The organism is Caballeronia sp. dw_19, from assembly GCF_018449515.1.
In the GTDB taxonomy this organism is placed as follows: domain Bacteria; phylum Pseudomonadota; class Gammaproteobacteria; order Burkholderiales; family Burkholderiaceae; genus Caballeronia.
This window is the reverse complement of record NZ_JAAVUQ010000049.1, coordinates 18,904-42,626: the sequence shown is the minus strand read 5'-3', so window position 1 is coordinate 42,626 and position 23,723 is coordinate 18,904. Positions and strand designations below refer to the sequence as shown.

At 60.8% G+C, this 23,723-nt stretch carries 20 protein-coding genes; 16 read left to right on the top strand and 4 right to left on the bottom strand.

Annotated elements, in window-relative coordinates; translation table 11 throughout:
* Positions 1–36 precede the first annotated feature (36 nt).
* Together HB376_RS36355 and HB376_RS36350 are read left to right on the top strand one after the other, a co-directional pair.
* The gene (locus HB376_RS36355) at positions 37–555 is read left to right on the top strand and encodes a ribonuclease (RefSeq protein WP_346730649.1); all 519 of its coding nucleotides are present in this window, start codon (positions 37–39) and stop codon (positions 553–555) included.
* A 5-nt stretch (positions 556–560) separates the two neighbouring features.
* A complete protein-coding gene (locus HB376_RS36350) occupies positions 561–1,118 on the top strand; it encodes a barstar family protein (protein WP_213768530.1) in 558 nt (185 codons plus the stop codon).
* A gap of 165 nt (positions 1,119–1,283) precedes the next feature.
* Here HB376_RS36350 and HB376_RS36345 read toward each other — a convergent pair whose 3' ends face one another.
* Positions 1,284–2,021, bottom strand: a complete 738-nt coding sequence (locus HB376_RS36345) for a 16S rRNA (uracil(1498)-N(3))-methyltransferase (RefSeq protein ID WP_213768529.1) — start codon at positions 2,019–2,021, stop codon at positions 1,284–1,286.
* 114 nt (positions 2,022–2,135) lie between these two features.
* Complete coding sequence (locus HB376_RS36340; protein WP_062089626.1) at positions 2,136–2,549, bottom strand: glyoxalase/bleomycin resistance/extradiol dioxygenase family protein; 414 nt, start codon at positions 2,547–2,549, stop codon at positions 2,136–2,138.
* A 362-nt stretch (positions 2,550–2,911) separates the two neighbouring features.
* On the opposite strand from HB376_RS36340, the gene tkt reads away from it, so the two are divergent.
* Positions 2,912–4,942, top strand: a complete 2,031-nt coding sequence (gene tkt / locus HB376_RS36335) for a transketolase (RefSeq protein ID WP_213768528.1) — start codon at positions 2,912–2,914, stop codon at positions 4,940–4,942.
* A gap of 93 nt (positions 4,943–5,035) precedes the next feature.
* On the top strand, positions 5,036–6,046 hold the full coding sequence (gene gap, locus HB376_RS36330; protein ID WP_213768527.1) for a type I glyceraldehyde-3-phosphate dehydrogenase: 1,011 nt from the start codon (positions 5,036–5,038) through the stop codon (positions 6,044–6,046).
* Between the two features lie 115 nt (positions 6,047–6,161).
* Here the strand turns inward: gap and fur are convergent, their stop codons facing one another.
* On the bottom strand, positions 6,162–6,590 hold the full coding sequence (gene fur / locus HB376_RS36325; RefSeq protein WP_213768526.1) for a ferric iron uptake transcriptional regulator: 429 nt from the start codon (positions 6,588–6,590) through the stop codon (positions 6,162–6,164).
* A gap of 201 nt (positions 6,591–6,791) precedes the next feature.
* Between fur and HB376_RS36320 the strand changes: the two genes are divergently transcribed.
* From HB376_RS36320 to HB376_RS36280, 9 genes are all read left to right on the top strand, one after another.
* A complete protein-coding gene (locus HB376_RS36320) occupies positions 6,792–7,643 on the top strand; it encodes an outer membrane protein assembly factor BamE (protein WP_213768525.1) in 852 nt (283 codons plus the stop codon).
* A gap of 154 nt (positions 7,644–7,797) precedes the next feature.
* Positions 7,798–8,595: a 4-hydroxy-tetrahydrodipicolinate reductase gene (dapB, locus tag HB376_RS36315; protein WP_213768524.1), complete on the top strand. Its 798-nt coding sequence runs from the start codon at positions 7,798–7,800 to the stop codon at positions 8,593–8,595.
* Positions 8,596–8,628: 33 nt separating this feature from the next.
* On the top strand, positions 8,629–9,336 hold the full coding sequence (locus tag HB376_RS36310) for a MotA/TolQ/ExbB proton channel family protein (RefSeq protein ID WP_213768523.1): 708 nt from the start codon (positions 8,629–8,631) through the stop codon (positions 9,334–9,336).
* A gap of 56 nt (positions 9,337–9,392) precedes the next feature.
* Positions 9,393–9,818 (top strand): biopolymer transporter ExbD, encoded by a 426-nt coding sequence (locus HB376_RS36305; protein ID WP_213768522.1) that lies wholly within the window; start codon positions 9,393–9,395, stop codon positions 9,816–9,818.
* Positions 9,819–10,165: 347 nt separating this feature from the next.
* The gene (leuS, locus tag HB376_RS36300; RefSeq protein WP_213768521.1) at positions 10,166–12,760 is read left to right on the top strand and encodes a leucine--tRNA ligase; all 2,595 of its coding nucleotides are present in this window, start codon (positions 10,166–10,168) and stop codon (positions 12,758–12,760) included.
* A gap of 92 nt (positions 12,761–12,852) precedes the next feature.
* Positions 12,853–13,404, top strand: a complete 552-nt coding sequence (gene lptE, locus HB376_RS36295) for an LPS assembly lipoprotein LptE (protein WP_213768537.1) — start codon at positions 12,853–12,855, stop codon at positions 13,402–13,404.
* Between the two features lie 23 nt (positions 13,405–13,427).
* Positions 13,428–14,546, top strand: coding sequence for a DNA polymerase III subunit delta (gene holA, locus HB376_RS36290; protein WP_213768520.1), 1,119 nt, complete (start codon positions 13,428–13,430; stop codon positions 14,544–14,546).
* A gap of 85 nt (positions 14,547–14,631) precedes the next feature.
* Positions 14,632–15,909, top strand: a complete 1,278-nt coding sequence (locus HB376_RS36285) for a glutamate-5-semialdehyde dehydrogenase (RefSeq protein WP_213768519.1) — start codon at positions 14,632–14,634, stop codon at positions 15,907–15,909.
* Between the two features lie 17 nt (positions 15,910–15,926).
* A complete protein-coding gene (locus HB376_RS36280; RefSeq protein ID WP_213768518.1) occupies positions 15,927–16,343 on the top strand; it encodes a CopD family protein in 417 nt (138 codons plus the stop codon).
* A gap of 17 nt (positions 16,344–16,360) precedes the next feature.
* Here HB376_RS36280 and HB376_RS36275 read toward each other — a convergent pair whose 3' ends face one another.
* Positions 16,361–17,137, bottom strand: a complete 777-nt coding sequence (locus HB376_RS36275) for a copper homeostasis protein CutC (RefSeq protein WP_213768517.1) — start codon at positions 17,135–17,137, stop codon at positions 16,361–16,363.
* Between the two features lie 658 nt (positions 17,138–17,795).
* Between HB376_RS36275 and HB376_RS36270 the strand changes: the two genes are divergently transcribed.
* From HB376_RS36270 to HB376_RS36260, 3 genes are read left to right on the top strand one after another with little or no spacing between them, the layout of a single operon-like run.
* Positions 17,796–20,111, top strand: coding sequence for a type I secretion system permease/ATPase (locus tag HB376_RS36270; protein WP_213768516.1), 2,316 nt, complete (start codon positions 17,796–17,798; stop codon positions 20,109–20,111).
* Positions 20,108–21,385, top strand: a complete 1,278-nt coding sequence (locus HB376_RS36265; RefSeq protein WP_255631768.1) for an HlyD family type I secretion periplasmic adaptor subunit — start codon at positions 20,108–20,110, stop codon at positions 21,383–21,385. The genes HB376_RS36270 and HB376_RS36265 overlap by 4 nt, the downstream gene beginning before the upstream one ends.
* Before the next feature lie 6 nt (positions 21,386–21,391).
* Positions 21,392–23,587 (top strand): TolC family protein, encoded by a 2,196-nt coding sequence (locus HB376_RS36260; RefSeq protein ID WP_213768515.1) that lies wholly within the window; start codon positions 21,392–21,394, stop codon positions 23,585–23,587.
* The last annotated feature ends 136 nt before the right edge of the window (positions 23,588–23,723 follow it).

The window sequence follows — 23,723 nt, the reverse complement described above, 5'->3', positions numbered from 1 at the left end:
CGTCATATTTCTGGGTTCAAAGCGGGGACAGGTTTCGTGAAGCGCGCATGGTTTTGTGGGTTCATTGTGGCGCTTTCGTGGGTATTGAGCGGCTGCGGGAAAAGCGGGCCGGATTCCCCAAGCCCGGCCGCGAGCGCCTTGGCAGGAGCGTCGCAGGCGGAACCGCCGCACGTGTTGCAAGACAAGGACAAGCTGAAAAGCGATCCGCGCGCAAAGAGCTGGCGCGATGCCGCATCAACGGGTTCGGAACCGTCGCAGACTACCGTCGACGCCGCACAATTGCCGAAACAGGCCGTTGTGACGCTGCGGCGGATCGAGGCTGGCGGGCCTTTCCCGTATGAGAAAGACGGCATCGTGTTCGGCAACCGCGAGCGTATGCTGCCGCCGCACCCACGCGGCTTTTACCACGAATACACCGTTCCTACGCCGCGCGCCCGCGATCGCGGCGCACGGCGGATCGTATGTGGCGGGCCCCGTCGGCAGGTCGACAACTGCTTCTATACCGACGACCATTACGTGAGTTTTAAACGCATTGCGGGATTAACTTCGGGATGAACGGCATGAGCGACAACATCTACGCGCACGACAACGGTGTCGCGGGTGATCTTTTCGCCGGCGATGGCAACATGTTTCAGCGAGTTTTGCGACTCCGCACGACAGACGAAAATCGACCCGACGACGAACAGAGCACGGCGCTGTCATCATTGAACGAGGGGTCTATGAGTCTTTTCAAGACGGTACGATCAAATATCGTGCAGTCGATCCGCGCTTTCAGGGTCCAGGATCTCGCCGACGAAGCGAGCAAGCTCGGCCAGCATTTTCTCTACGCGTATTGCGGCCAGGCCCAGAGCAAGCAGGAAGTGCTCGAAACCATCGCCACGTCGTTTTTGTTTCCGAAGCACTTCGGGAAGAATTACGACGCGCTGTACGACAGTCTCACCGACCTCGTGCACAAAGCCGGTTCGCAGCCGGGTTTCGTGATCGTGCTGGAAGCACTGCCTGTTGCGCAGAAATTTGACAAGGAAGGGCGCGAGACCTTGCTCGACGTGTTTCGCGAAGCAGCGGAATTCTGGGCCGAACGGCGTGTGGCGTTCAGGGTGTTTTACTCGTTCGCCTGAGCGCAAGCGGCAAGCGCCCGAGTTCTGAACAAGTTCCATGCGCAAGGCGTTGAGTTTTCTCGGCGCAGAGAAGTTAGAAAGCCGGTCATCGTCTGTTGAACACAGGCGCTGACTGGCTTTTTTGCGTTTTATTTCGAGATGGATCGCAGCGATGCCGCGGTTAATTCACCACCCGCCCCAGCGCGCGGCCAGTGCCGCGAGGACTGCAATACCCGCCGTCTCGGTGCGCAAGATGCGAGGTCCGAGACCAAGGGTGACAAAACCGGCATCGACAATGGTCGCTTCCTCTGGCGGCGAAAATCCGGCTTCCGGCCCGATCGCGATAGTTACGGGCGCCGTGGGCGCGCTCGCGGGCAAAGAGGCAAACCCAAGCTGCGCTCGCGGCGACAGCAGCAGCCGCAACTCGCCGTCTTCGGCGGGCGGCAGGTTGCCGAGCCATTTGTCCAGGTCCTGAGGCACTGCTACGTCCGGCACCCGATTTCTTCCGCATTGCTCGCACGCGGCTCGCACCAACGCCTGCCAGTGTCCTTGGCGACGCGCCGCGCGTTCGCCCGATAACCGCACCACGCCGCGCTCGGCAGTGAGCGGAACGACGGACGTGACGCCCAGTTCGACCGCCTTCTCGATCAGCCAATCCATCTTGTCGCCGCCCGCCACACCTTGCACCAGCGTGACGCGATATGGCGGCTCCGCTTCGCGGTCGGTGAATTCATCGAGTTGCACGGTCGCAGTCCGCTTCCCGATCTCAACCAGGCGCGCGCGATATTCGCCGCCCAAGCCGTTGAACAGGTGGACCGTGTCGTCGGTTTGCAGGCGCAGGACGTGAACATGGCGGACGACATCGTCCGGCAAGGGCATGATTTCGCCCGCGACGAGCGGACTGGCAACAAAGAAACGTGGCATGAAATGACTCGCCCGGACGCCGTGAAGCGCGCGGGCAGGGAAGTGATGGAGCTTGAGCGCGACCTGATCAACGTTCAAGGTTCGACGAACAACCGTGAACGCGACGTACCCAGCCTAATTCAAATGCCGGGCGATTGCCCAGCGATACCCGTCCGGGTCTTCGAACTGCGCAAAACGGTCGCCCCAGTACTGGTCTTGCGGTTCGATCAGCGGCTTTGCGCCAACCGCGACCGCACGTGCGAACGCGGCGTCTACATCGTCTACGTAAAGATAGAACGATTGCGGCGCCATCAGGCCCGTGCTTTTCGGCGTCTTCGCGTGCGAACCATAGGCGCCTTCGGGGGCAAACATCAGGATCAACTGTCCGCGATACGTCATCTCGACGTGGATCACGGCGCCGTCGTCGTTGACGCTGTCACGCACCGCAAAACCTAGCGCCTGTTCGTAGAAGCCCGTGGAGACACGGGCATCGCGAACGGTCAGGTAAGGCGTGAGCCACGGCACATCGGCGGGGCGGGGGTCGGACATAAGGGCTTCTCCTCGAGCTCGGCTTGATCAGTGCATTGTGCCATGACGCCCTTTGGCAGAAGGGCTGCGCGGATTTCTGTTGTTGCGCGACGTCGCGTTCGCTCGCTATGCCGGTGCAGGGAGCGTGCCCGCGCGAAGCGTTCGTTATGATCTACCTTTGCGGCGGCAGCCAATTGGCGCCCAATTCCTTTGGCGCCGCGACGGCCCTCGCGGCAGTGCGCCAAAGTCGTCTGCTAGAATAACCGGCTTCCGATCCTCTTCGTTTCTCGTCGCTCCGGGTGTTGAAAACGTGGTTTCATCGTTTGCTCCGGTGCGTCGCCGAGAATCATCCCAGGATTTTTTCAGGACCTACCGGACTCGACATGACGACCCCGAATTCCAGCCAGACCAGCCTGATGGCCAACGCAATCCGTGCGCTGGCAATGGACGCTGTTCAACAAGCCAACTCCGGCCATCCGGGCATGCCAATGGGCATGGCGGAAATCGGTGTCGCGCTCTGGTCGCGTCACCTGAAGCACAACCCGAGCAACCCGCACTGGGCTGACCGCGATCGTTTTGTCCTGTCGAACGGTCATGGTTCCATGCTGTTGTACTCGTTGCTGCACCTGACCGGCTATGACCTGCCGATCACCGAACTCAAGAACTTCCGCCAACTGCATTCGAAGACGCCGGGACACCCGGAATACGGCATCACGCCGGGCGTTGAAACCACCACCGGCCCGCTTGGCCAGGGTCTGGCGAACGCGGTCGGCATGGCGCTCGCTGAAGCGCTGCTCGCGGCGGAGTTCAACAAGGACGGCGCGAAGATCGTCGATCACCACACGTACGTGTTCCTCGGCGACGGCTGCATGATGGAAGGCATCTCGCACGAAGCCTGTTCGTTCGCGGGCACGCTCAAGCTGCACAAGCTGATCGCGCTGTACGACGACAACGGTATTTCCATCGACGGTCACGTTGAGCACTGGTTCCACGACGACACCCCGAAGCGCTTCGAAGCGTACGGCTGGAACGTGATCCGCGCGGTAGACGGCCACAACGTGGACGCGGTGGACGCAGCCATTGCGCAAGCGAAGAACTCGGATAAACCCACGCTGATCTGCTGCCGTACGACTATCGGCAAGGGTGCGCCGACCAAGCAAGGCAGCCACGATTCGCACGGCGCGCCGCTCGGTCTGAAGGAAATCGCCGATGCACGCGCAGGAATGGGCTGGAGCTGGGAACCGTTCGTGATTCCGCAAGAAGTCTACGCAGCATGGGACGCGAAGGAAGCGGGCGCGCACGCGGAAGCGGAATGGAACAAGCAGTTCGATGCGTACCGCGCGAAGCATTCGGCCGAAGCCGCCGAATTCGTGCGCCGGATGAACGACGAACTGCCGGCCACGTGGGCGCAGGACGCGAAGAACATTATTGAAGCCGCGAATCAGAAGGGCGAAACCATTGCCACGCGCAAGGCTTCGCAGCAAACGCTCGACGGCCTCGCCGCTGCGCTGCCTGAACTGCTTGGCGGTTCCGCTGACCTGACGGGTTCTAACCTGACCAACTGGAAGGCATCGAAGCCGGTGCGCGCCGGTGAGAACACGAACGAGATCCAGTGGGGCAACCACATCAACTACGGCGTGCGCGAATTCGGTATGAGCGCGGCCATCAACGGCATCGTGCTGCATGGCGGTTATCGGCCGTTTGGCGGCACGTTCCTGACCTTCTCGGACTACAGCCGCAACGCGCTGCGCGTGGCCGCCCTAATGAAAGCGCCGTCCATTTTCGTGTTCACGCACGATTCGATCGGCCTGGGCGAAGACGGTCCGACGCACCAGTCGGTGGAACAAACGTCGAGCTTGCGGCTGATTCCGCACTTGCAAGTGTGGCGTCCGGCGGACACGGTCGAGACGGCCGTCGCATGGACGCATGCCATTGAGCACAAGGGCCCGTCAGCGTTGATCTTCACGCGTCAGAACCTGCTGTTCTCGCCGCGTAACGACGTGCAGATTGCGAATATTGCGAAGGGCGGCTACGTGCTGCGCGACTGGAACGACGACATCCCGGCACGCAAGATCATCCTGATCGCGACGGGCTCGGAAGTCGAACTGGCGCTCAAGGCCGGCGAGAAACTGGCGCAGGAAGGCATTGGCGCGCGCATCGTGTCCATGCCGTGTACGAATGCGTTCGATCTGCAAGATCAGGAATATCGCGACCGTGTGTTGCCGAAGGGCGTCGTGCGCGTGGCGATCGAAGCCGGTGTGACCGATTTCTGGCGTAAGTACGTGGGTCTCGAAGGCGGCGTGGTGGGCATCGATTCGTTCGGCGAATCCGCGCCTGCCGGCGAGCTTTTCAAGTATTTCGGCTTTACCGTCGAGCATGTCGTGGAGACGGCGAAAGCCGCGCTCGCGGGCTGACAGGGCGCTTGGGTCAGAGCTTATGACCCAGCCAACCCAGCCAACCCGGCAGCAGCGAACTGGAACCTTTTTTCAGCCATCAGGAGATAGATCATGACGATTCGCGTTGCAATCAACGGCTACGGCCGTATCGGCCGCAATACGCTGCGCGCCTTGTATGAAAACGGCAAGAAGCACGACATCGAGATCGTTGCCATCAATGACCTCGGCGACGCCAACACGAACGCGCACCTGACGCAGTACGACACGGCGCACGGCAAGTTCCCCGGCGTTGTGTCGGTGGATGGTGACTACCTCGTGGTCAATGGCGACCGGATTCGCGTACTGGCGACCCGCAATCCGGGCGAATTGCCGTGGGGCGAGCTGAACGTGGACGTCGTGATGGAATGCACCGGCTTCTTCACAACGAAGGAAAAGGCCAGCGCGCACATCAAGGCTGGCGCGAAAAAGGTCATCATCTCGGCGCCGGGCGGTAAAGATGTCGACGCAACCATTGTCTATGGCGTGAATCATCACGTGCTGAAGGCATCGGATACGGTGATCTCGAACGCATCGTGCACAACGAACTGTCTCGCGCCGCTGGTCAAGCCGCTCAACGACAAGATCGGCCTGGTGAACGGCCTGATGACGACTATCCATGCGTACACGAACGACCAGGTCCTGACGGACGTGTATCACGAGGATTTGCGTCGCGCGCGCTCGGCCACGCATAGTCAGATCCCGACGAAGACGGGTGCTGCGTCGGCGGTGGGCCTGGTGTTGCCGGAACTGAACGGCAAGCTGGACGGTTACGCTATTCGCGTGCCGACCATCAATGTGTCGATCGTGGATCTGTCGTTCATTGCTGCACGCGACACGACGGTGGACGAAGTGAATTCGATCATGAAGGAAGCATCGGAAGGCTCGTTGAAGGGCATCCTGGGCTACAACACCGCGCCGCTGGTGTCGATCGACTTCAACCACAACCCGGCTTCATCCACGTTCGACGCGACGCTCACGAAGGTGTCGGGCCGTCTGGTGAAGGTATCAAGCTGGTACGACAACGAGTGGGGCTTCTCGAACCGCATGCTGGACACGGCCGTAGCACTGGCTAATGCAAAGTAAAAGCCGCAAATTAACGCGGTGAAATCAAGCTGAAAAAAAAGCCGCCGGTTTGCAAGAACCGGCGGCTTTTTTACACGTTGCGCACTGAACCACACGCACGAACGGTTAACTGAAATCAGTTCTTTCTGTGTGGACACTGCTCCTTCGTACACGTGCCATACAGTGCAAGCGCGTGCTCGTGCAGCTTGAAGCCGCGCTCCTTCGCGATATCCTGCTGACGGCTTTCGATTTCAGCGTCGAAGAACTCTTCCACCCTGCCGCAGTCCAGACACACCAGATGGTCATGATGGGTCCCTTCGTTGAGCTCGAACACGGCTTTGCCCGACTCGAAATTACTGCGCGTCAGCAGGCCGGCTTGCTCGAACTGCGTAAGCACGCGGTACACGGTGGCGAGACCGATGTCGAGTTCTTCGTGCAACAGGTTTCTATACACGTCTTCTGCAGTCAGGTGACGCACAGGACTATGCTGGAAAATCTCAAGGATCTTGAGCCGGGGCAAGGTTGCCTTCAGCCCGATATTTTTCAGATCGGCGGGATTGGTCATCGCTAGGCATCCCTAGAGTACAATTCAAGGTTCTCATAGTAATGCGTTTTTACCGTTCCGGTCACCATCCGAACGAAATGGCGCGATCTCCGAAAGACTCCGAAACTTCTTGCGCCCCCACGGGCGATGGGCCAGGCGAAGGGTGAAATGAAGGGTGAAATGTTTCTAAAATCTTTATTGAATAGCCGGGAGAGCCGTCGTATGCGCGGAACCTTGATCGCTGCCGCCACTATGACCGTCCTGGCTGGTTGTTCCGCTTACGATAGCGTTACGCAAAGCATCGCGCAGCGCATCACACCGTACCGGATCACGGTTGTGCAGGGGAACTTCGTTTCAGCGGAAGCGGCGAGCCAGATGAAGGTCGGCCTGACGCGCGACCAGGTGAAGACGCTGCTCGGCACGCCGTTGCTGGCGGACATGTTCCATGCGGATCGCTGGGACTACGTCTTCTACTTCAAGCGCGGTTCCACGTCGGTCGTGCAGCAGCGTGATTTCGTCGTGTTGTTCGCGGGCGATCACGTAGCGAGCTGGTCGGGCGGCGAGGGGTTGCCGTCGAATCTCGAATTGCTTGCCGAAATTGACGGCGACAAGGGCCGCAAGCTCACCGCCGCTACGGCTGCGGCCACGGCCGTTTCAGCCAGCGGCGCCAGCGCAACGGACGCAGCTGCTGCAGCGGGTACGTCCGCTAGCGGCGCAGCGGTCGCGGGAACGGCGAGTGCGTCGGGCGTCCAGCCGGATGCATCGAATGCGTCGAACGCATTTGCCGGCGACGCCAACCAGCAAGCCGCTCAAGCCGCCAATCGCGCGACCGACGCCGTGCAGGCACCCACGGGCCGCACCCGCTCGTCGGCCATGCCGACCGTGCCGGGCAACCCGGGATTGCCGCCGAACGTCAGCGCGGCAGGCAACTCGCAGATCCAGCTGCAACGTCGTCCGAATACGATCACGATCCCGGACAGCACCGCTGTGGGTCCGCAAGGCACGTCGCCTGCCCCGGCGAACACGAGCAACGGTTTAGGCGCGTCCTCCGTGCCGGCAACGACTACCAACTAAGCAGAACGGCGGGCCGACGTACGTTGCCCGCCTGCTTTGTCTGGTTTCGTCGAGACCTGTCCTGTTCGGGCGGCCGTGTGCCATGCGGCCGCCGTATCTGTCGTATCGCTGCCATGCTTCTGACTTCATCGCCCCAACTCACGCGAGACACGCCATGAAAATCGCCATTGCCGGCGCATCGGGCCGCATGGGCCGCATGCTCATAGAAACCGTTCTCAAGGACGCCAACGCCACGCTGGCCGGTGCGCTCGACAGAACCGGATCGCCGCAACTCGGCCAGGACGCGGGCGCGTTCCTCGGGCAAGAGACGGGCATTTTGCTGACTGACAATATTGAGCAGGTTTTCGCCAACGCGGACCTGCTGATCGACTTCACGCGTCCCGAAGGCACGCTCGTGCATCTGGAAGCGGCGTTGCGGCATAACGTGAAAATGGTGATCGGTACCACCGGTTTCAGCGATGAGCAGAAAGTCCGCTTGCGTGCGGCCGGCGAAACAATCGGGATCGTGTTCGCACCGAACATGAGCGTGGGCGTGAACGTGACGCTCAAGCTGCTCGAATTCGCGGCAAAGCATTTTGCCGAAGGTTACGACATCGAGATCATCGAGGCCCATCACCGGCACAAGGTTGACGCACCCTCGGGCACCGCGCTTGCAATGGGTGAAACCATCGCGCACGCGCTCGGCCGCGAGTTGAAGGATTGCGCCGTGTACGGCCGCGAAGGGGTGACGGGGGAACGCGACCCATCGACTATCGGTTTCGCTGCGATTCGCGGCGGCGACATTGTCGGCGATCACACCGTGTTGTTCGCGGGCATTGGCGAGCGGGTCGAGATCACGCACAAGTCGTCCAACCGTTTGTCTTACGCGCAGGGCTCGTTGCGCGCCGCTCACTTTCTTGCGGGCCGCGAGCGCGGTTTCTTCGACATGCAAGACGTGCTTGGTTTGCGCTGAGCCTGAGCCACCCAAACCCGGGGTTTTTGTCCGATGGCTACAACCGGCATCATCCATTACCTGCAGAGCAGCGACGGCATCACACACGGCGTCGCGGGCGTGCTTCTGGCCATGTCGGTGGCGAGCTGGTGTTTTCTCATCGTGAAGGCTTGGGTTTTGGTGCGCGCGAAGCGTCAGGGGCCGCGCGCCGTGCAGCGTTTCTGGCAGGCGCCGACGCTGGCCGAGGGTATCGCGGAATTGCGGAAAGTGGATCGGGAGCGCGTGTATCTGCCGCTCGCGGTTGCTGCGTGGCGAGCCACGGAAGCGGAAATGCCGGGGGCGCTGATCGCGCATGTGGAGCCCGGCGAGCGGGTATTGCGCGCGTTGCGGCATGCGTTGCTGGCGTCTCAGCGGCGGCTTGAGTTCGGGCAGGTTTTGCTGGCGTCGGTGGGGAGTACGGCGCCGTTCGTCGGCTTGCTGGGCACGGTGTGGGGCATTTATCACGCGCTCGGAAGTATCGCGGCGAGCGGACAGGCGATGATCGAGAACGTAGCCGGCCCGGTCGGCGAGGCGCTCATCATGACCGCGTTCGGGCTGGTCGTGGCAATCCCCGCCGTGCTCGCGTACAACGTGCTGGGGCGGCTCGTGCGGCAGATATCGGAAGAACTCGACGGTTTCGCACACGACCTGCACGCCTATACAAGCGGTGTGGCGCCGCGCCGCGTCAAGAGCGCGCCCGTCGTTCAAGACCACGCGATTTAAGACGTCGCGGTATTCATAGCTGATCCTTCAAGACCACGCATCCGGACGAGCACATCATGGCATTCGGCGGACTGGACAAGAAATCGAACGGCGCGCCAATGGCGGAGATCAACATGACGCCGTTGATCGACGTCATGCTGGTGCTGCTGGTGATTTTCATCATCACGGCGCCGTTGTTCACGCATGCTATCCGGCTTGATTTGCCGAAGGTCGCGTCGCAAGCCGCGCACGAGACGCCGGACACGATCACGCTTTCCATCGATGCCACCGGCAAGCTCTACTGGAACGACAAGCCGATCACGCTCGAGCAGATGCGAAGCCAGTTCGCGGCTGAAGGCAAACGCGCAACGCCGCCGGAGATTCACTTGCGGGCGTCGAAGGACACGCGCTACGACGTGATAGCGCAGGTGATGGGGGCGGCGCAGGACGCGGGGCTGAACAAGATCGGCTTCGTGACGGATCAGGTAAAGCCGGCGCATTAGCTCCCGGACGAGTGACGCTCCAAAGCCAAACCGACCCTCCAAAGCCAAACCAACGCAGAGCCCGCGAGTGCAACGCTTCGCCGGGATAAAAGTCCCATGCGCGACGCGAGCCCAGGGCGCAGGAACGCACACTGCCGGAACCTTCTGCCCCAACGGTATAATCGCGTTTTGGCCGCGCGGGCGCGCCCAACCGGGGTTGGAATAGCGCCAGGCAGCGGCCCGAGGGGCTGCGATCCTGGCAAAGCCCGGGCAGAATCCGGGCAGAACCCGCAACCGACGCCAGCCGAGCACCGCCGCCAGGCAGTACTGCCGCAACGCCGAAAGGCAAAACCGCCAAAAACCACACCATGCAAGATAAATACGTACCCGCCGACGTCGAATCCGCAGCGCAAAGCGACTGGCGCGCGAAAGATGTCTACCGGGCGACCGAAATCAGCGACAAGCCCAAGTTCTATTGCGTGTCCATGTTGCCGTACCCGTCGGGCAAGTTGCACATGGGCCACGTGCGCAACTACACCATCAACGACGTGATGTACCGCTTCCTGCGCATGAACGGCCACAATGTTCTGATGCCCATGGGCTGGGACGCGTTCGGCATGCCCGCGGAAAACGCCGCGATGGCGAACAACGTGCCGCCGGCGAAGTGGACTTACGACAACATCGACTACATGAAGAAGCAGATGCAGTCGATGGGGCTGGCTATCGACTGGTCGCGTGAAATTGCGTCGTGCAAGCCCGAGTACTACAAATGGAACCAGTGGCTGTTCCTGAAGATGCTGGAAAAGGGCATTGCGTACAAGAAGACCGGGACGGTGAACTGGGACCCGGAAGACCAGACGGTGCTCGCGAACGAACAAGTCATCGACGGGCGCGGCTGGCGTTCGGGCGCACTGGTGGAAAAGCGCGAAATCCCGATGTACTACATGCGCATCACGGATTACGCGGATCAGTTGCTCGGCGACCTGGAAGGCCTCGGCTGGCCCGAGCGCGTGAAGGTGATGCAGCAGAACTGGATCGGCAAGAGCTTCGGCGTGAATTTCGGCTTCCCGTACGAGATCGACGGCGAGAGCAAATTGCTGCGCGTGTTCACCACGCGCGCCGACACCATCATGGGCGTGACCTTCGCTGCCGTTGCTGCTGAACATCCGCTCGCCACGCGCCTTGCTCGCGATAACGCGGGTTTGCAGGCGTTCATCGAAGAATGCAAACGCGGCGGCGTGGCTGAAGCCGACGTCGCGACGATGGAAAAGAAGGGCATGCCGACCGGCTTCTTCGTCACGCATCCGCTGACGCAGGAAAAGGTCGAAGTGTGGATTGGCAATTACGTGCTGATGAGCTACGGCGAAGGCGCCGTGATGGGCGTGCCGGCCCATGACGAACGCGATTTCGCGTTCGCGAAAAAATACGCGCTGCCGATCAAGCAAGTGGTCGCGGTGCAAGACAAGACCTACAGCACGGACGCCTGGGAAGAGTGGTACGGCGAGAAGGGCGTGGGCACGCTGATCAACAGCGGCAAGTACGACGGCCTCGGTTTCGAAGACGCGACCAGCGCAATCGCCGCCGACCTGAAAGCGCAAAATCTCGGCGATAAACAAATCACGTGGCGTCTGCGCGACTGGGGCATTTCGCGCCAGCGCTACTGGGGCACGCCGATCCCGATCATCCACTGCGCGACTTGCGGCGACGTGCCCGTGCCGGAAGCCGATCTGCCGGTCGTGTTGCCGGAAGACCTGGTGCCGGACGGCACGGGCAATCCGCTCGCCAAGTCCGAAGCCTTCGTCAATTGCACGTGTCCGAAGTGCGGCGCGCCGGCGAAGCGCGAGACTGACACCATGGACACCTTCGTCGATTCAGCCTGGTATTTCTCGCGTTATGCCGCGCCCGACGCAACGTCGATGGTCGACGAACGCACCGATTACTGGATGCCGATGGATCAGTACATCGGCGGGATCGAGCATGCGATTCTTCACCTCTTGTACTCGCGTTTCTGGACCAAGGTGATGCGTGACCTGGGCTTGGTGAAGTTCGGCGAGCCGGCGAAGAACCTGCTCACGCAGGGCATGGTGCTGAACGAAACCTATTTCCGCGAAGACGCGGCGGGCAAGAAGACGTGGATCAACCCCGTCGACGTCACCGTCACGCACGACGACAAAGGCCGCCCGGTCGGCGCGGTGCTGAACGCCGATGGCAAGCCGGTGGTGATCGGCGGCGTGGAGAAGATGTCGAAGTCGAAGAACAACGGTGTTGATCCGCAATTGCTGATCGATGCCTACGGCGCCGACACCGCGCGTCTGTTCGTCATGTTCGCTGCGCCGCCTGAGCAGTCGCTCGAGTGGTCGGGCACGGGCGTGGAAGGCGCGAGCCGCTTCCTGCGCCGCGTGTGGCAACTCGCGCATGGCCGTGCCACTGTCCTTAAAACACATGCCAAGCTCGATTCATCGAAGTTCAATGACTCCGATCGCACGCTGCGCCGCGAGATATACACCATCCTGAAGCAGGCCGATTTCGACTACGGCCGCTTGCAGTACAACACGGTCGTCTCGGCGGCCATGAAGATGCTGAATGCCGTGGATAGCGCGAAGGACGCAACGCCCGCCGTGCTGACCGAAACCTTCGGCGTGTTGCTGCGTGTGCTGTATCCGGTCGTGCCGCATATCACGTTCCAGTTGTGGCAGGAACTCGGTTACGTCAATCTGCATGGCGGTTTGCTCGACGCATCCTGGCCGAAAGTGGATGAAGCCGCGCTTGAACAAGCTGAAATCGAGCTGGTCTTGCAGGTCAACGGCAAGGTGCGTGGTTCGCTGACCATGGCGAAAGATGCGTCGCGCGAGGACATCGAAAAGGCGGCGGTCGCCCATGAGATGTTCGCGAAGTTTTCGGAAGGGCGCACGCCGAAGAAGGTCGTCGTGGTGCCGGGCCGGCTGGTGAACGTGGTCGTATGAGCCTGAGATCGCGCGCCATGAAAATCCTGGAGGACGTTGTGAGCAGGAAAGCTGTCAGCTTGAATTCGACCAACACCATGACGAAGCGCGCGATCAGCCGGCGCTCGATCCTGACGCTGGCGTGCAGCGCGGTGCTGCTGTCCGCCTGCGGCTTCCAGTTGCGCGGGCAGCAGGACTACGCGTTCAAGCGGCTCGCCATTAGCGGCGGCACGCCGGAAATGCTTGGACGCCTCCAGCGAGTAGTGGAAGGCGGCAGCGACACCGTGATCGTCAAGGTGTCGGAAAAGCCCGACGCCATCCTTTCGCTGACCGGCGGCAACGGCATGAAGACCTTGAGTCTGAATGCACAAGGCGTCGTGCAGGAGTACGAACTCGACTACAACCTGAATTATTCGATGGTGGGCGCCGACGGTACCTTGCTGATTCCGCCGAGCGTGATTTCGCTGAACCGGGCGCTGACATATAGCGATCAGTTCACGTTGGCGAAGGGTATTGAAGCGCAGACGCTGTATCGCGACATGCAGTTCGACGCTGTGGACCAGTTGACGCGCCGGCTTGCCGTCGTGCGTTCGCTGCATCCGGCGCCGAGCGAGGCTTTGCCGGGCATCGCGCCGCGTGCGCCGTTGCCTGTGCCGCCGCTCTAAGCGCCGGAGCGTCACGAAAAACCATGCAACTTCGACTCGACGCGCTCGACGCGCACCTCGCGAAAGGCCTGAAGGGCTTGTACGTTGTCTATGGCGACGAGCATCTGCTCGCGCAGGAAGCGTGCGACAAGATTCGCGCGGCGGCCCGGGCGCAGGGTTTCACGGACCGATCGGTGTTTGTCGTCGACCGTTATTTCGACTGGAGTTCGTTGTTGGGCGCGAGCCAGTCGATGTCGCTCTTCGGCGACCGCCAACTGGTCGAGTTGCGCATTCCCACCGGCAAGCCGGGCAAGGAAGGTGGCGAGGCGTTGAAAACCCTGGCCGCCGCCGATAACCCCGACGTCCTCACGCTTATCACCTTGCCACGGCTCGATGCCGCCACGCAGAAGTCCGCGTGGTTCACGGCGCTGAGCGGCCCGGGCGTGATGATGAAAATCGATCCGGTCGAGCGCGCGCAGTTGCCCATGTGGATCGGCCAACGCCTGAGCGCGCAAAACCAGCGCGTGGCGCCGGGCGAGGACGGACGGCGGGCGCTGGTGTTTATCGCGGAACGGGTGGAGGGCAATCTGCTCGCCGCGCATCAGGAAATCCTGAAGCTTGGGCTTCTGCATCCCGCAGGCGTGCTCACGTTCGAACAGATCCATGACGCGGTCCTCAACGTCGCACGCTATGACGTGTTCAAGCTCAACGAAGCCATGCTGACCGGCGACGTCGGCCGCTTGACACGCATGCTCGACGGCCTGAAGGGCGAGGGCGAAGCCGGCACGCTCGTGATATGGGCGCTGGTGGAAGAAATCCGCACGCTGCTGCGCATGAAACGCGGCGTTGCGGCGGGCAAGCCGCTCGCCACGCTGCTACGAGAAAATCGCGTGTGGGGACCGCGCGAGCGGTTGATCGGACCTGCGCTCTCGCGCGTGAGCGAAGCGGCGCTTGAAAAGGCGTTGTCGCTGGCGGCGAAGCTGGACAGGCAGGTGAAGGGATTATCCGGCGGTGGCGGTCCGCGAGGCAGCGCAAACCCGGGCGATCCGCCGCCGGATCCGTGGGACGGCATGTTCGAACTCGCGATGACCGTCGCGTCGTCGGGCAGTCCGCTGCACGGCAAGCCGCCCGCAGCCTCGCCGGCTACCAAGCGCCCAGCCTGACAACGGCTTAAAATCGGTTGCTGGCACGCCGTCCGATCTGACAGCCTCGCCACATCAAGCGTCGAACGAACCCAAGAGAATGACGATGACCAACATCGACGAATACATGACCGACCTCGGCCGCCGCGCGCGCCAGGCTTCACGCGCGATGGCGCGGGCGTCGACGGCTGCGAAAAACGCCGCACTCAACGCGGTCGCCGACGCGATAGAACGCGAGCGCGCCACGTTGAAGGACGCGAATGCGCGAGATCTCGCCCACGCTCGCGACAAAGGCCATGACGCCGCGTTCATCGACCGCCTGACGCTCTCCGATAAAGCGCTGAATACGATGATCGAAGGCTTGCGGCAAGTCGCCGCGCTGGCTGACCCTATCGGTGAAATCAGCGGGTTGAAATTTCGGCCGAGCGGGATTCAGGTCGGCCAGATGCGCGTGCCGCTCGGCGTGATCGGGATCATTTATGAATCGCGTCCGAATGTGACCATCGACGCAGCCGCGCTTTGCCTCAAATCCGGCAACGCGACCATTCTGCGTGGCGGTTCCGAGGCGCTGGAATGCAATACGGCGCTGGCGAAATTGATTGGTGAAGGGCTGGAAGCGGCCGGCTTGCCGCAGGACGCGGTGCAGGTCGTGGCGACGGCGGATCGCGCGGCGGTGGGCAAGCTGATCACCATGACCGAATACGTCGATGTCATCGTGCCGCGCGGCGGCAAGGGCCTGATCGCGCGATTGATGGAAGAAGCCCGGGTGCCGATGATCAAGCACCTCGATGGCATCTGCCACGTCTACGTGGACGACCGCGCGGATCTCAACAAGGCGCTCAACGTCTGCGACAACGCCAAGACGCATCGCTACGGCACCTGCAACACCATGGAAACGCTGCTGGTGGCGCGCGGCATCGCGGCTCAGGCGCTGCCGGTGCTGGCAAAGGCGTTCCAGGCGAAAGAGGTCGAACTGCGCGTGGATGCCGCGGCGCGCGCCGTGCTGAACGAGGCAAAATTCAGCGGCCCGCTCGTGGACGCCACCGAAGCCGACTGGAGCACCGAATATCTCGGCCCCATCCTGTCGATCAAGCTGGTGAACGACCTTGACGAAGCCATCGATCACATCAACACCTATAGCTCGAATCACACGGATGCGATCGTCACGGAAGACCACGACCGTGCGATGCGTTTCCTGCGTGAAGTCGATTCGGCGAGCGTGATGGTGAATGCATCAACGCGTTTCGCCGATGGTTTCGAGTTTGGCCTGGGTGCCGAAATTGGCATCTCGAACGACAAACTGCATGCGCGCGGCCCGGTTGGACTGGACGGACTCACATCGTTGAAATACGTGGTGCTGGGCCACGGCGAAATACGCCAATAATCGAGAAAATGCTTCCGATGCTCTGGATCAAATCGCTGCACATAGTATTAGTGGCTTCGTGGTTCGCCGGCCTGTTCTACCTGCCGCGAATTTTCGTCAATCTCGCGTCGGAAACCGACGCGGCAGCTACGCGGCGACTGCTGCAGATGGCGCGCAAGCTGTTCCGCTTCATGACGTTTATCGCTGTGCCGGCGCTGGCGTGCGGCTTGTGGCTGCTGCTGGTAATGGGAATCGGGCGCGGGCAGGGATGGATGCACGCCAAGCTGGGCATCGTCGCGCTGGTGATTATTTATCACGCATATTGCGGGGTTTTGCTCGGGCGGTTTCAACGTGGCGAAAATAAACGTTCGCACAAGTGGTACAGACTGTTTAACGAGTTTCCCATCCTCGGGCTGCTCGGTGCGACGCTTTTGGTGGTGATCAAGCCGTTCTAAATTGCGTTACCGCATGGTCACGTCAAGCGGTGCACGTGTTGCCACGCTTGATTCGCTTCAGAAAGAATCTGTTTCACCAAGTCAGCCGACGTCTCCACGATCGCGTATTCATCCTGTCCCGGACCGCCCATTTTTACCCGTTCATTGCGATAGCGCATGCCGCTGGGGGAGGGCACGCGTCCGGAGGTGTGGTACTCGACGCAACCGGTTTCCGCGACCAGTCGCGCAATATTGTTCACCCGTACGCCCGCGCCCGGCATGATCACCAGGCGCTCGCCGGCGGCCTCACGCAGCTTGCTGATGAGCGCAGCGCCTTCCAGTGCACTGGCTTCCTGTCCGGAGGTGAGGAGGCGGTTGCAGCCTGTGGAAATGATGTCTTCCAGCGCTTCAAACGGATCACGCGCTACGTCGAACGCCCGGTGAAACGTAACCGGCATGGATGCAGCCAGTTCCACCAGATGCCGGGTACGAGGCACATCGATATCACCGTCGGCGGTGAGCAACCCGATCACCACGCCGTCGACGCCGAGCTGTTTGCAGGCGCGGATATCTCGCTCCATCACGTCAAACTCGACATTTGAATATAGAAAGTCACCACCGCGCGGGCGGATGATGACGTTCAACTGTATCTGCAGTTTTTCGCGCGCGCTGGCGGTGGCGCCGTATGAAGGGGTAGTGCCCCCTTCCAGCAGGTTGTCGCAAAACTCGACACGGCTCGCGCCGCCTTCTTGCGCTGCCAGGCATGAGGTAACCGAACCCGCACAGATTTCCAGCACGACAGGGGAGGTTGACATGGAGGGGTTTCCTCATTGAGACATAGCCTCGCAGCTTAAAGCACGCCAACCCGGGCATCGTCCTGCTTGTGCTTATTTCTCACGCTTATTGCGATGTTTTGCCCGGGCGGTTTAACGAGGCGAAAATAAGCATTCTCACAAGTGGCACAGAATGTTTAACGAATTTCCCGTCCCCGGATTTGCTGGTGCGACGCTTCTTGTTGTTATGACGCCATTTTAATCATCGTTACGTTCTGCTTCGTTAATCAAAATGCCGGCCCGCGCGCCGGCATTTTTGCGTCTGGCCGTCCCATCCGAATTCCCCATCGCTATTCGTTTAAGTAGGCGTAAGCCGCTGATTTTTCAGCGCATGTTCACGAACAACTCAAGAGTTCGGCATCCGTTTAATTAGGACCATTCTCATGGTTCTCTGAGCCTCCGACGACGAGAATCAACTCATCGCATTAAGTCAGTGCGCAGAGCAGCAATTACGGATTCCCTTCGCTGTTTGTATTTAGGACGCTTCTTATTTTCGGTGTCCGAGCCCGTGCAGATAATGCATCCGCTGAAATAAATGCATCCCGCGACGAATCGTTCCGCGTCGTTACTGAACGACGTATCCACCCCGGCTGGTCCGGAGGCCCAAGCCTCCTCACCGGACGCTCAAAAGTCAAATGCCATGAAAAATGAAGTACCGGGCGCGATAACGCCCATTCAACCGGACGGCGACGATGCATTGGCGCTATCGACGAAGGTTGACGACACGCTGTTGAAAAGTCTCGTATGGATGGCCGCGTACCACGGCAAGCCGACCAGCGAAGCGGCGATGCTCTCGGGCCTGCCCGCGGGACGATTCATTTCCCCCAAGCAAGCACAGCTCGCCATGGAGCAGTCGGGTTTCAATGTCGGCGTGGTCGAACGCCAGCCCAACGAAGTGTCGCCCATGTTGCTGCCGGTCATCCTGTTCCGCAAGGATCACGGTGGTTGCGTCCTGCTCGGCCGCGCGCCCAACGACGTCAAGGTCATCAAGCCGGCCGCTGAAATCAAGGAAGGCCAGCAACCGGCCCAGGACGAAATGGAAGCCGCCTACCTGGTGGTGCTGCCGGAGACGGGCTCGAAGGTCGTCTCCATCGGCGTCAGCCAGCTCAAAGCCAACTACACCGGCTTTGCGATGCTGGTGAAGCCCGTTGGCAAGGTCGACACCCGCGCGGGCATACCTGAGGAGAAGTCGGACGGCCACTGGCTGTTGAGCACGTTGTGGCGTTATCGGCGTTACTACTGGAGCGCCGCCCTTGGCGCGCTGCTGATCAATGTGCTCGCGCTGGCCGGCACCTTCTTCACGATGAACGTCTATGACCGCGTGGTCCCGAACCAGGCGTTTGTCACCTTGTGGTCGCTCGCGATCGGCGTGGCGATCGCCATGCTGTTCGAGTTCATTGCAAGAAACGTCCGGGCTCATGTGCTCGATGTCGCCGGCAAGAAAGCCGATCTGATCATGGGCGCCATGTTGTTCAAGAAGGCGCTCGCCATTCGCATGGAGCACAAGCCGGCATCGTCGGGCTCGTTTGCCAACCAGTTGCGCGAGTTTGAATCGGTACGCGACTTCGTCGCGTCAGCCACGCTCGCCACGTTGTCGGATTTGCCCTTCACGTTCCTGTATATCGCGGTGATCTTCATGATCGGCGGCATGCTTGGCTTTATCCCGCTGCTGCTGGTCCCCGTGATCGTCGGCGTGAGCGTGTTGATTCAATGGCCGCTCAAGAGGGTGATGAAGGAAAACCTGCGCGAATCGTCGCTCAAGCAAGGTGTCCTGATTGAAAGCGTGGAAGGCATTGAAACGTTGAAGGCCACTGGCGGCGAGCGTTACATGCAGGAACGCTGGGAACTGTTTTCAGCCAAGGCGTCTGACACTTCGATGAAATCGAAGCATCTCTCGGCGCTCGCCATGAACTTCGTCTCGTGGATCACGCAGTTCGAAACGGTGATGATCGTGGTAGCCGGCGTGTACATGATTTCGGCAGGCAAGCTGACGCAGGGCGCGTTGATCGGTTCTGTGATCCTGGCTTCCCGAGCATTGGCACCGCTGGCGCAAGTTGCCGGTCTGGCCGTGCGCTTCCAGCAAGCCAAGGCTGCGCTCGACTCGCTCAGCGGGCTGATGAAGAAACCGGTGGAACGCGATCCGGACGTCCAGTATTTGAACAACCCGGGTATCAGCGGCGCGATCGAACTCCGTCAGGTGGGCTTCCACTACCCGGTTCAGAACGGCATGAAGCCGCCTGAATTCCTGAAGAACATCAACATCGACATTCGTGCAGGAGAACGCGTCGCCATTCTGGGCCGTGTGGGTAGTGGCAAGTCATCGTTGCTGCGCGTGATGTCGAATCTTTATCGTCCGACAAGCGGCCAGGTGTTCAGCGACGGCATTGATATCACGCAAGTCGATCCGGCCGACTGGCGCGAAAAGGTGGGCTATGTGTCACAGGACAGCCGCCTGTTCTACGGATCGCTTCGTCAGAACGTGATGATTGGCCGTCCCGATGCAAGCATCCACGAGTTGCTGCGAGTAGCCAAGCTGACCGGACTCGACGCAATAGCCGCGGGCAATCCGCACGGCTGGAACATGCAGATTGGTGAAAACGGCGACGGTTTGTCGGGCGGTCAAAAGCAACTTGTCGCCATCGCTCGCTGCCTTATTGCGCGTCCCACGCTTATTTTGATGGACGAGCCGACCAGCGCAATGGACACGCAAACCGAGAGCGCATTCATCAGGGATCTGGCAGAAGCCACGCGCGGCACCACGCTGGTAGTGGTCACGCACCGGCCCTCGCTGCTGCAACTGGTTGATCGCATCGTGGTTATAGATGCAGGAAAAGTGGTCACCGATGGCCCGAAGGAAGAAGTGCTTGCCGCATTGCGCAACCCTGCCGCTCCAGCCGTGAGTCACGCGCAGGGAACCGATACACAGGCGCACGGCGCCATCAAGGAACCATCATGAAATTATTTACACGATTGGGCTATTGGGCCCGCTCACTGACGCCGGGCGGCCGCAAAAAGAATGCCGCGCCTTACGTCCATCCGGCCCATACGGCCTACATGAACGACTTGCGCGAATCGATGCTCGCGCAGTCGATCCCCGGCACCATGGCCATGCTCTACCTGGTTGCTGCCGTGATTGTTGGCGGGTTGATCTGGGCGAAATTTGCCCACGTTGAAGAAGTTACGCAGGGACAGGGGAAAGTGGTTCCGGTCATGCGTGAGCAGATCATCCAGAGCCTGGAAGGCGGAATTCTCGCCGACATGCATGTGAAAGAAGGTGACGTAGTCGAGAAGGGCCAGCTGCTGTTGAACATTGACCCGAAGCGCGCTGATTCGTCGTACTCCGAAGGGCATTCCAAGCTGATCGGTCTCGAAGCCAAGGTTGCACGGCTGCGTGCTGAAGCGAATGGCACGGCCCTCGTGTTTCCCGACGATGTCCTAAAGGACCCGGCCGTCGTCCTGAGTGAGACGCAGACGTATCAATCACGTCGCCGCTCCCTGCAAGACACCGTGGCTTCGCTTCAAACAAGCTATGGGCTGGCGATGAACGAAATCAACATGACGGAACCGCTCGCAGCGCGTGGCCTGATTTCGGAAACCGAAGTTCTGCGCATGAAGCGCAGCGCGAACGAATTGCAGTCGCAGATTGTGGATCGCCGCAACAAGTACAAGTCCGATGCCAACGACGAAATGTCGCGCCTCGACCTCGAGTTGTCGCAAACGAAGGAAAACCTGGTAGGACGCGCTGACGTGCTGGAACGCACCACGCTGGTCGCGCCGGTCAAGGGCACGGTCAAGGACATCAAGATTACGACTATCGGCGGCGTGATTCAGCCAGGCGCGCAGATCATGAGCATCGTGCCTTATGCCGACCAGTTGATTGTCGAGGCGCGTATTCAGCCGAAAGACGTGGCCTTTCTTCATCCGGGACTCCCGGCCATGGTCAAGATTTCTGCTTACGACTTCGGGATTTACGGTGGCTTGAAGGGGCATGTCATTGACGTCAGCCCGGACACGCTGCAGGACGAGAAAGCGGCGCCGGGCAAACCCGATGCCATCTATTACCGGGTACAGGTTCTGACTGATAAAAGCGAACTCGTGGCCGCCGGCAAGCATTTGCCGATCATTCCCGGCATGACCGGCAACGTCGAAATTCGCACTGGCGAAAAGACCGTGCTCTCGTACCTGCTGAAACCCATTTTCAAGTCGCGTGAAGCGTTCCGCGAGAGATAAGTCGACATGTCAACACAATCAAACAAAGTGCGGTTGATCCGCGCCGGAAACAAGCTTGATGGCGCGCTTCCGTATGGCATCACCCCGAACCGGACGTTGTTCTCCGCGATGGGCGTATTGGTCGGTAGCGGTGTTATCGGGCTGGCATTCAGCGCAACGGACGCAAAGGCCAGGTCAGCGCTGGACGACATGGCGTGGGCGCCGCAGCAGTCACGGCTAACCCAGCCGGCAGCTTCGGCCGACAACAACATGGACGGGGCGGTAGCGCTGGCTCGCGCCATAGCGCCGGGCGCACCGCGAGCGCAGCCGGTGGCGGTGGCTCCTGCCGCGGCTGCCGTGTATGAGTCGCCGCAAGCGGTTGCGGTGTCACGCGCTATAGAGGCGAATCCCGTGGCCATGCAGCCTTTGCAGGCAAGCGCTAGCGAAGCGGTGCAACCCTCGGCCACGCGCTCAAGCGCGAGCTTGCCGCCGTTATCGGGCAGTTTTGCCCAGGCCTTCGCGAACGCCGGCATTGTGCAGGCTTCGCAGCAACCAGCCGTGCCGGCAGTTCAGGCCGCGGCGCCGCAGATTGCTGTCCCTGCGTCGGCTGCTGCGTCGGCCCCTTCCGCGCTGCGTCCGGAATTTACCGCTACCAATAGCGCACGCATCGGCATGGCGCAGTCGCCTATTCGCGCCGTCAGCCCGACGCAAACGGCATCCGCTGTTTCCCCGCGGGTGCCCAACGTGCTAAGCGATCTCCAGTCACTGCGAGGCTCGCTGGCTACGGGCAGCACTGCACAAGCAGACAGTGATTCGCCTTCCGTATCCGGTGCAGGCATGGCGAACAAGGCATCGGTGCAGGCCACGCTTGACGCCCGATCGGCCATGGTAATGGCCAATCCGCCCGCCGGCATTCGTCGCACCGTGCGCACCATGCGCTCGAACGACCAGACGTATTCGGACTGGCTGGACGACGGCAGCACGTCGCGTTCGGTCCTCAATACAGCGGTCGTGCCGGAGCAGGCAGTACGCGCCGCCCTGCGCAACGCCGCGGACGCCGCTGCTGCGCGCAGCCCGGCCCTCAAGCAGGCGCGCAATGACTGGGACGCGGCAAAGTTCGACGTCGATCAGGTGAAGGGCCAGCGTTATCCGCAGATCCAGGTCGGCGCGAATTCGCCTGCCATTACCGGCGATAGCGCCAGCTTCAACCAGTACAACCGTCCGACCGCGAGTGTTGCGATCACTACCCTGATCTATGACTTTGGCAAGACGAGCAAGAGTATCGACAGCCGCACGAAAACGGCGCAGGCCGCGGAGCTGTACTACCAGACCCTGGCGCAGCAGAATGCTTACGACACCTCGAGCAGCCTGGTCGAGCTGGCCAAGAACCGCGCCGTGTATGCGATTGGCGAGAACTACGTGAAGCGTATGTCGCAACTGGTGCAAATGCTGGAAGAGATTGTCAAGGCGGACCCGGGCCGCCTGAGCGAATTGACGCAAGCTCAGGCCCGGTTGCTGCAGGCCCAGACGTCGCAGGCAACGGTTGCCGCACAAGTGCGCACGCAAGAGATCGCGGTCCGCAAGCTGGTCGGCGAAGAGCCTACTCCCATGCCCGGCGGGGTTCACTGGCAATTCATGCTTGATGGCGTAGATTCAGCAGTCAGCTCCGTGGCGCAGAACCCGGCAATCGCCCAGGCTGACGCGGAAGCCGAAGCTGCGAAGTTGAACGCTCAGTCGGTGCGGGCAGACTCAATGCCCAAATTGAACTGGGTGATCAACAAGAATACGGCGCCGGATGTGTTCGGCAACCGTCAACCCTGGTCAACCATGCTGCAACTGTCCTGGACGCCATTCCAGGGTGGCAGCCAGCGTGCCGCCGAGCGCGCAGCGCTGTCGCGTGCTTCGTCGAGCCTTGATAAGCGCGACCAGCTGGCGCTTGACTCGGAATTCAAGGTACGGGATGCCTACCATGACGCGCTCGCCATGAGCACGCGCGCCAAGCTGTACGACCAGCTTTCCACGGAATCGGATCTGATCCGCAAGCAGTTTTTCGAGCAGTGGTATCACCTGAACCGACGGACGTTGCTGGACGTGTTGTCCGCTGAAAGCGATTTCTATAACAACCAGGTTAGCGCAGTTACAACGCAGTTCGACGCCTATCAGGCTGTTCTTAAAATCCATCTCAATAATGGCACGCTGGATTCGTGGTTGACGGGTGCTTGACAGCCCGTAGTCGCTGTGAATTAATCCGCTAGATCAACGTTTTTATAGATTGCCGAACGGCATGGATTCGCGCGTATTTTCAAGGCCAATTAACGACTTGTCGTTAATTGGCCTTTTTCATTTTTATAAATTGATT

Bases quoted from the DNA above. Each gene is read 5' to 3' on its own strand.
- HB376_RS36350 (WP_213768530.1), top strand. From the start codon at position 561: ATGAGCGACAACATCTACGCGCACGACAACGGTGTCGCGGGTGATCTT.
- HB376_RS36345 (WP_213768529.1), bottom strand. From the start codon at position 2,021: ATGCCACGTTTCTTTGTTGCCAGTCCGCTCGTCGCGGGCGAAATCATG.
- HB376_RS36340 (WP_062089626.1), bottom strand. From the start codon at position 2,549: ATGTCCGACCCCCGCCCCGCCGATGTGCCGTGGCTCACGCCTTACCTG.
- tkt (WP_213768528.1), top strand. From the start codon at position 2,912: ATGACGACCCCGAATTCCAGCCAGACCAGCCTGATGGCCAACGCAATC.
- gap (WP_213768527.1), top strand. From the start codon at position 5,036: ATGACGATTCGCGTTGCAATCAACGGCTACGGCCGTATCGGCCGCAAT.
- fur (WP_213768526.1), bottom strand. From the start codon at position 6,590: ATGACCAATCCCGCCGATCTGAAAAATATCGGGCTGAAGGCAACCTTG.
- HB376_RS36320 (WP_213768525.1), top strand. From the start codon at position 6,792: ATGCGCGGAACCTTGATCGCTGCCGCCACTATGACCGTCCTGGCTGGT.
- dapB (WP_213768524.1), top strand. From the start codon at position 7,798: ATGAAAATCGCCATTGCCGGCGCATCGGGCCGCATGGGCCGCATGCTC.
- HB376_RS36310 (WP_213768523.1), top strand. From the start codon at position 8,629: ATGGCTACAACCGGCATCATCCATTACCTGCAGAGCAGCGACGGCATC.
- HB376_RS36305 (WP_213768522.1), top strand. From the start codon at position 9,393: ATGGCATTCGGCGGACTGGACAAGAAATCGAACGGCGCGCCAATGGCG.
- leuS (WP_213768521.1), top strand. From the start codon at position 10,166: ATGCAAGATAAATACGTACCCGCCGACGTCGAATCCGCAGCGCAAAGC.
- holA (WP_213768520.1), top strand. From the start codon at position 13,428: ATGCAACTTCGACTCGACGCGCTCGACGCGCACCTCGCGAAAGGCCTG.
- HB376_RS36285 (WP_213768519.1), top strand. From the start codon at position 14,632: ATGACCAACATCGACGAATACATGACCGACCTCGGCCGCCGCGCGCGC.
- HB376_RS36280 (WP_213768518.1), top strand. From the start codon at position 15,927: ATGCTCTGGATCAAATCGCTGCACATAGTATTAGTGGCTTCGTGGTTC.
- HB376_RS36275 (WP_213768517.1), bottom strand. From the start codon at position 17,137: ATGTCAACCTCCCCTGTCGTGCTGGAAATCTGTGCGGGTTCGGTTACC.
- HB376_RS36270 (WP_213768516.1), top strand. From the start codon at position 17,796: ATGAAAAATGAAGTACCGGGCGCGATAACGCCCATTCAACCGGACGGC.
- HB376_RS36265 (WP_255631768.1), top strand. From the start codon at position 20,108: ATGAAATTATTTACACGATTGGGCTATTGGGCCCGCTCACTGACGCCG.
- HB376_RS36260 (WP_213768515.1), top strand. From the start codon at position 21,392: ATGTCAACACAATCAAACAAAGTGCGGTTGATCCGCGCCGGAAACAAG.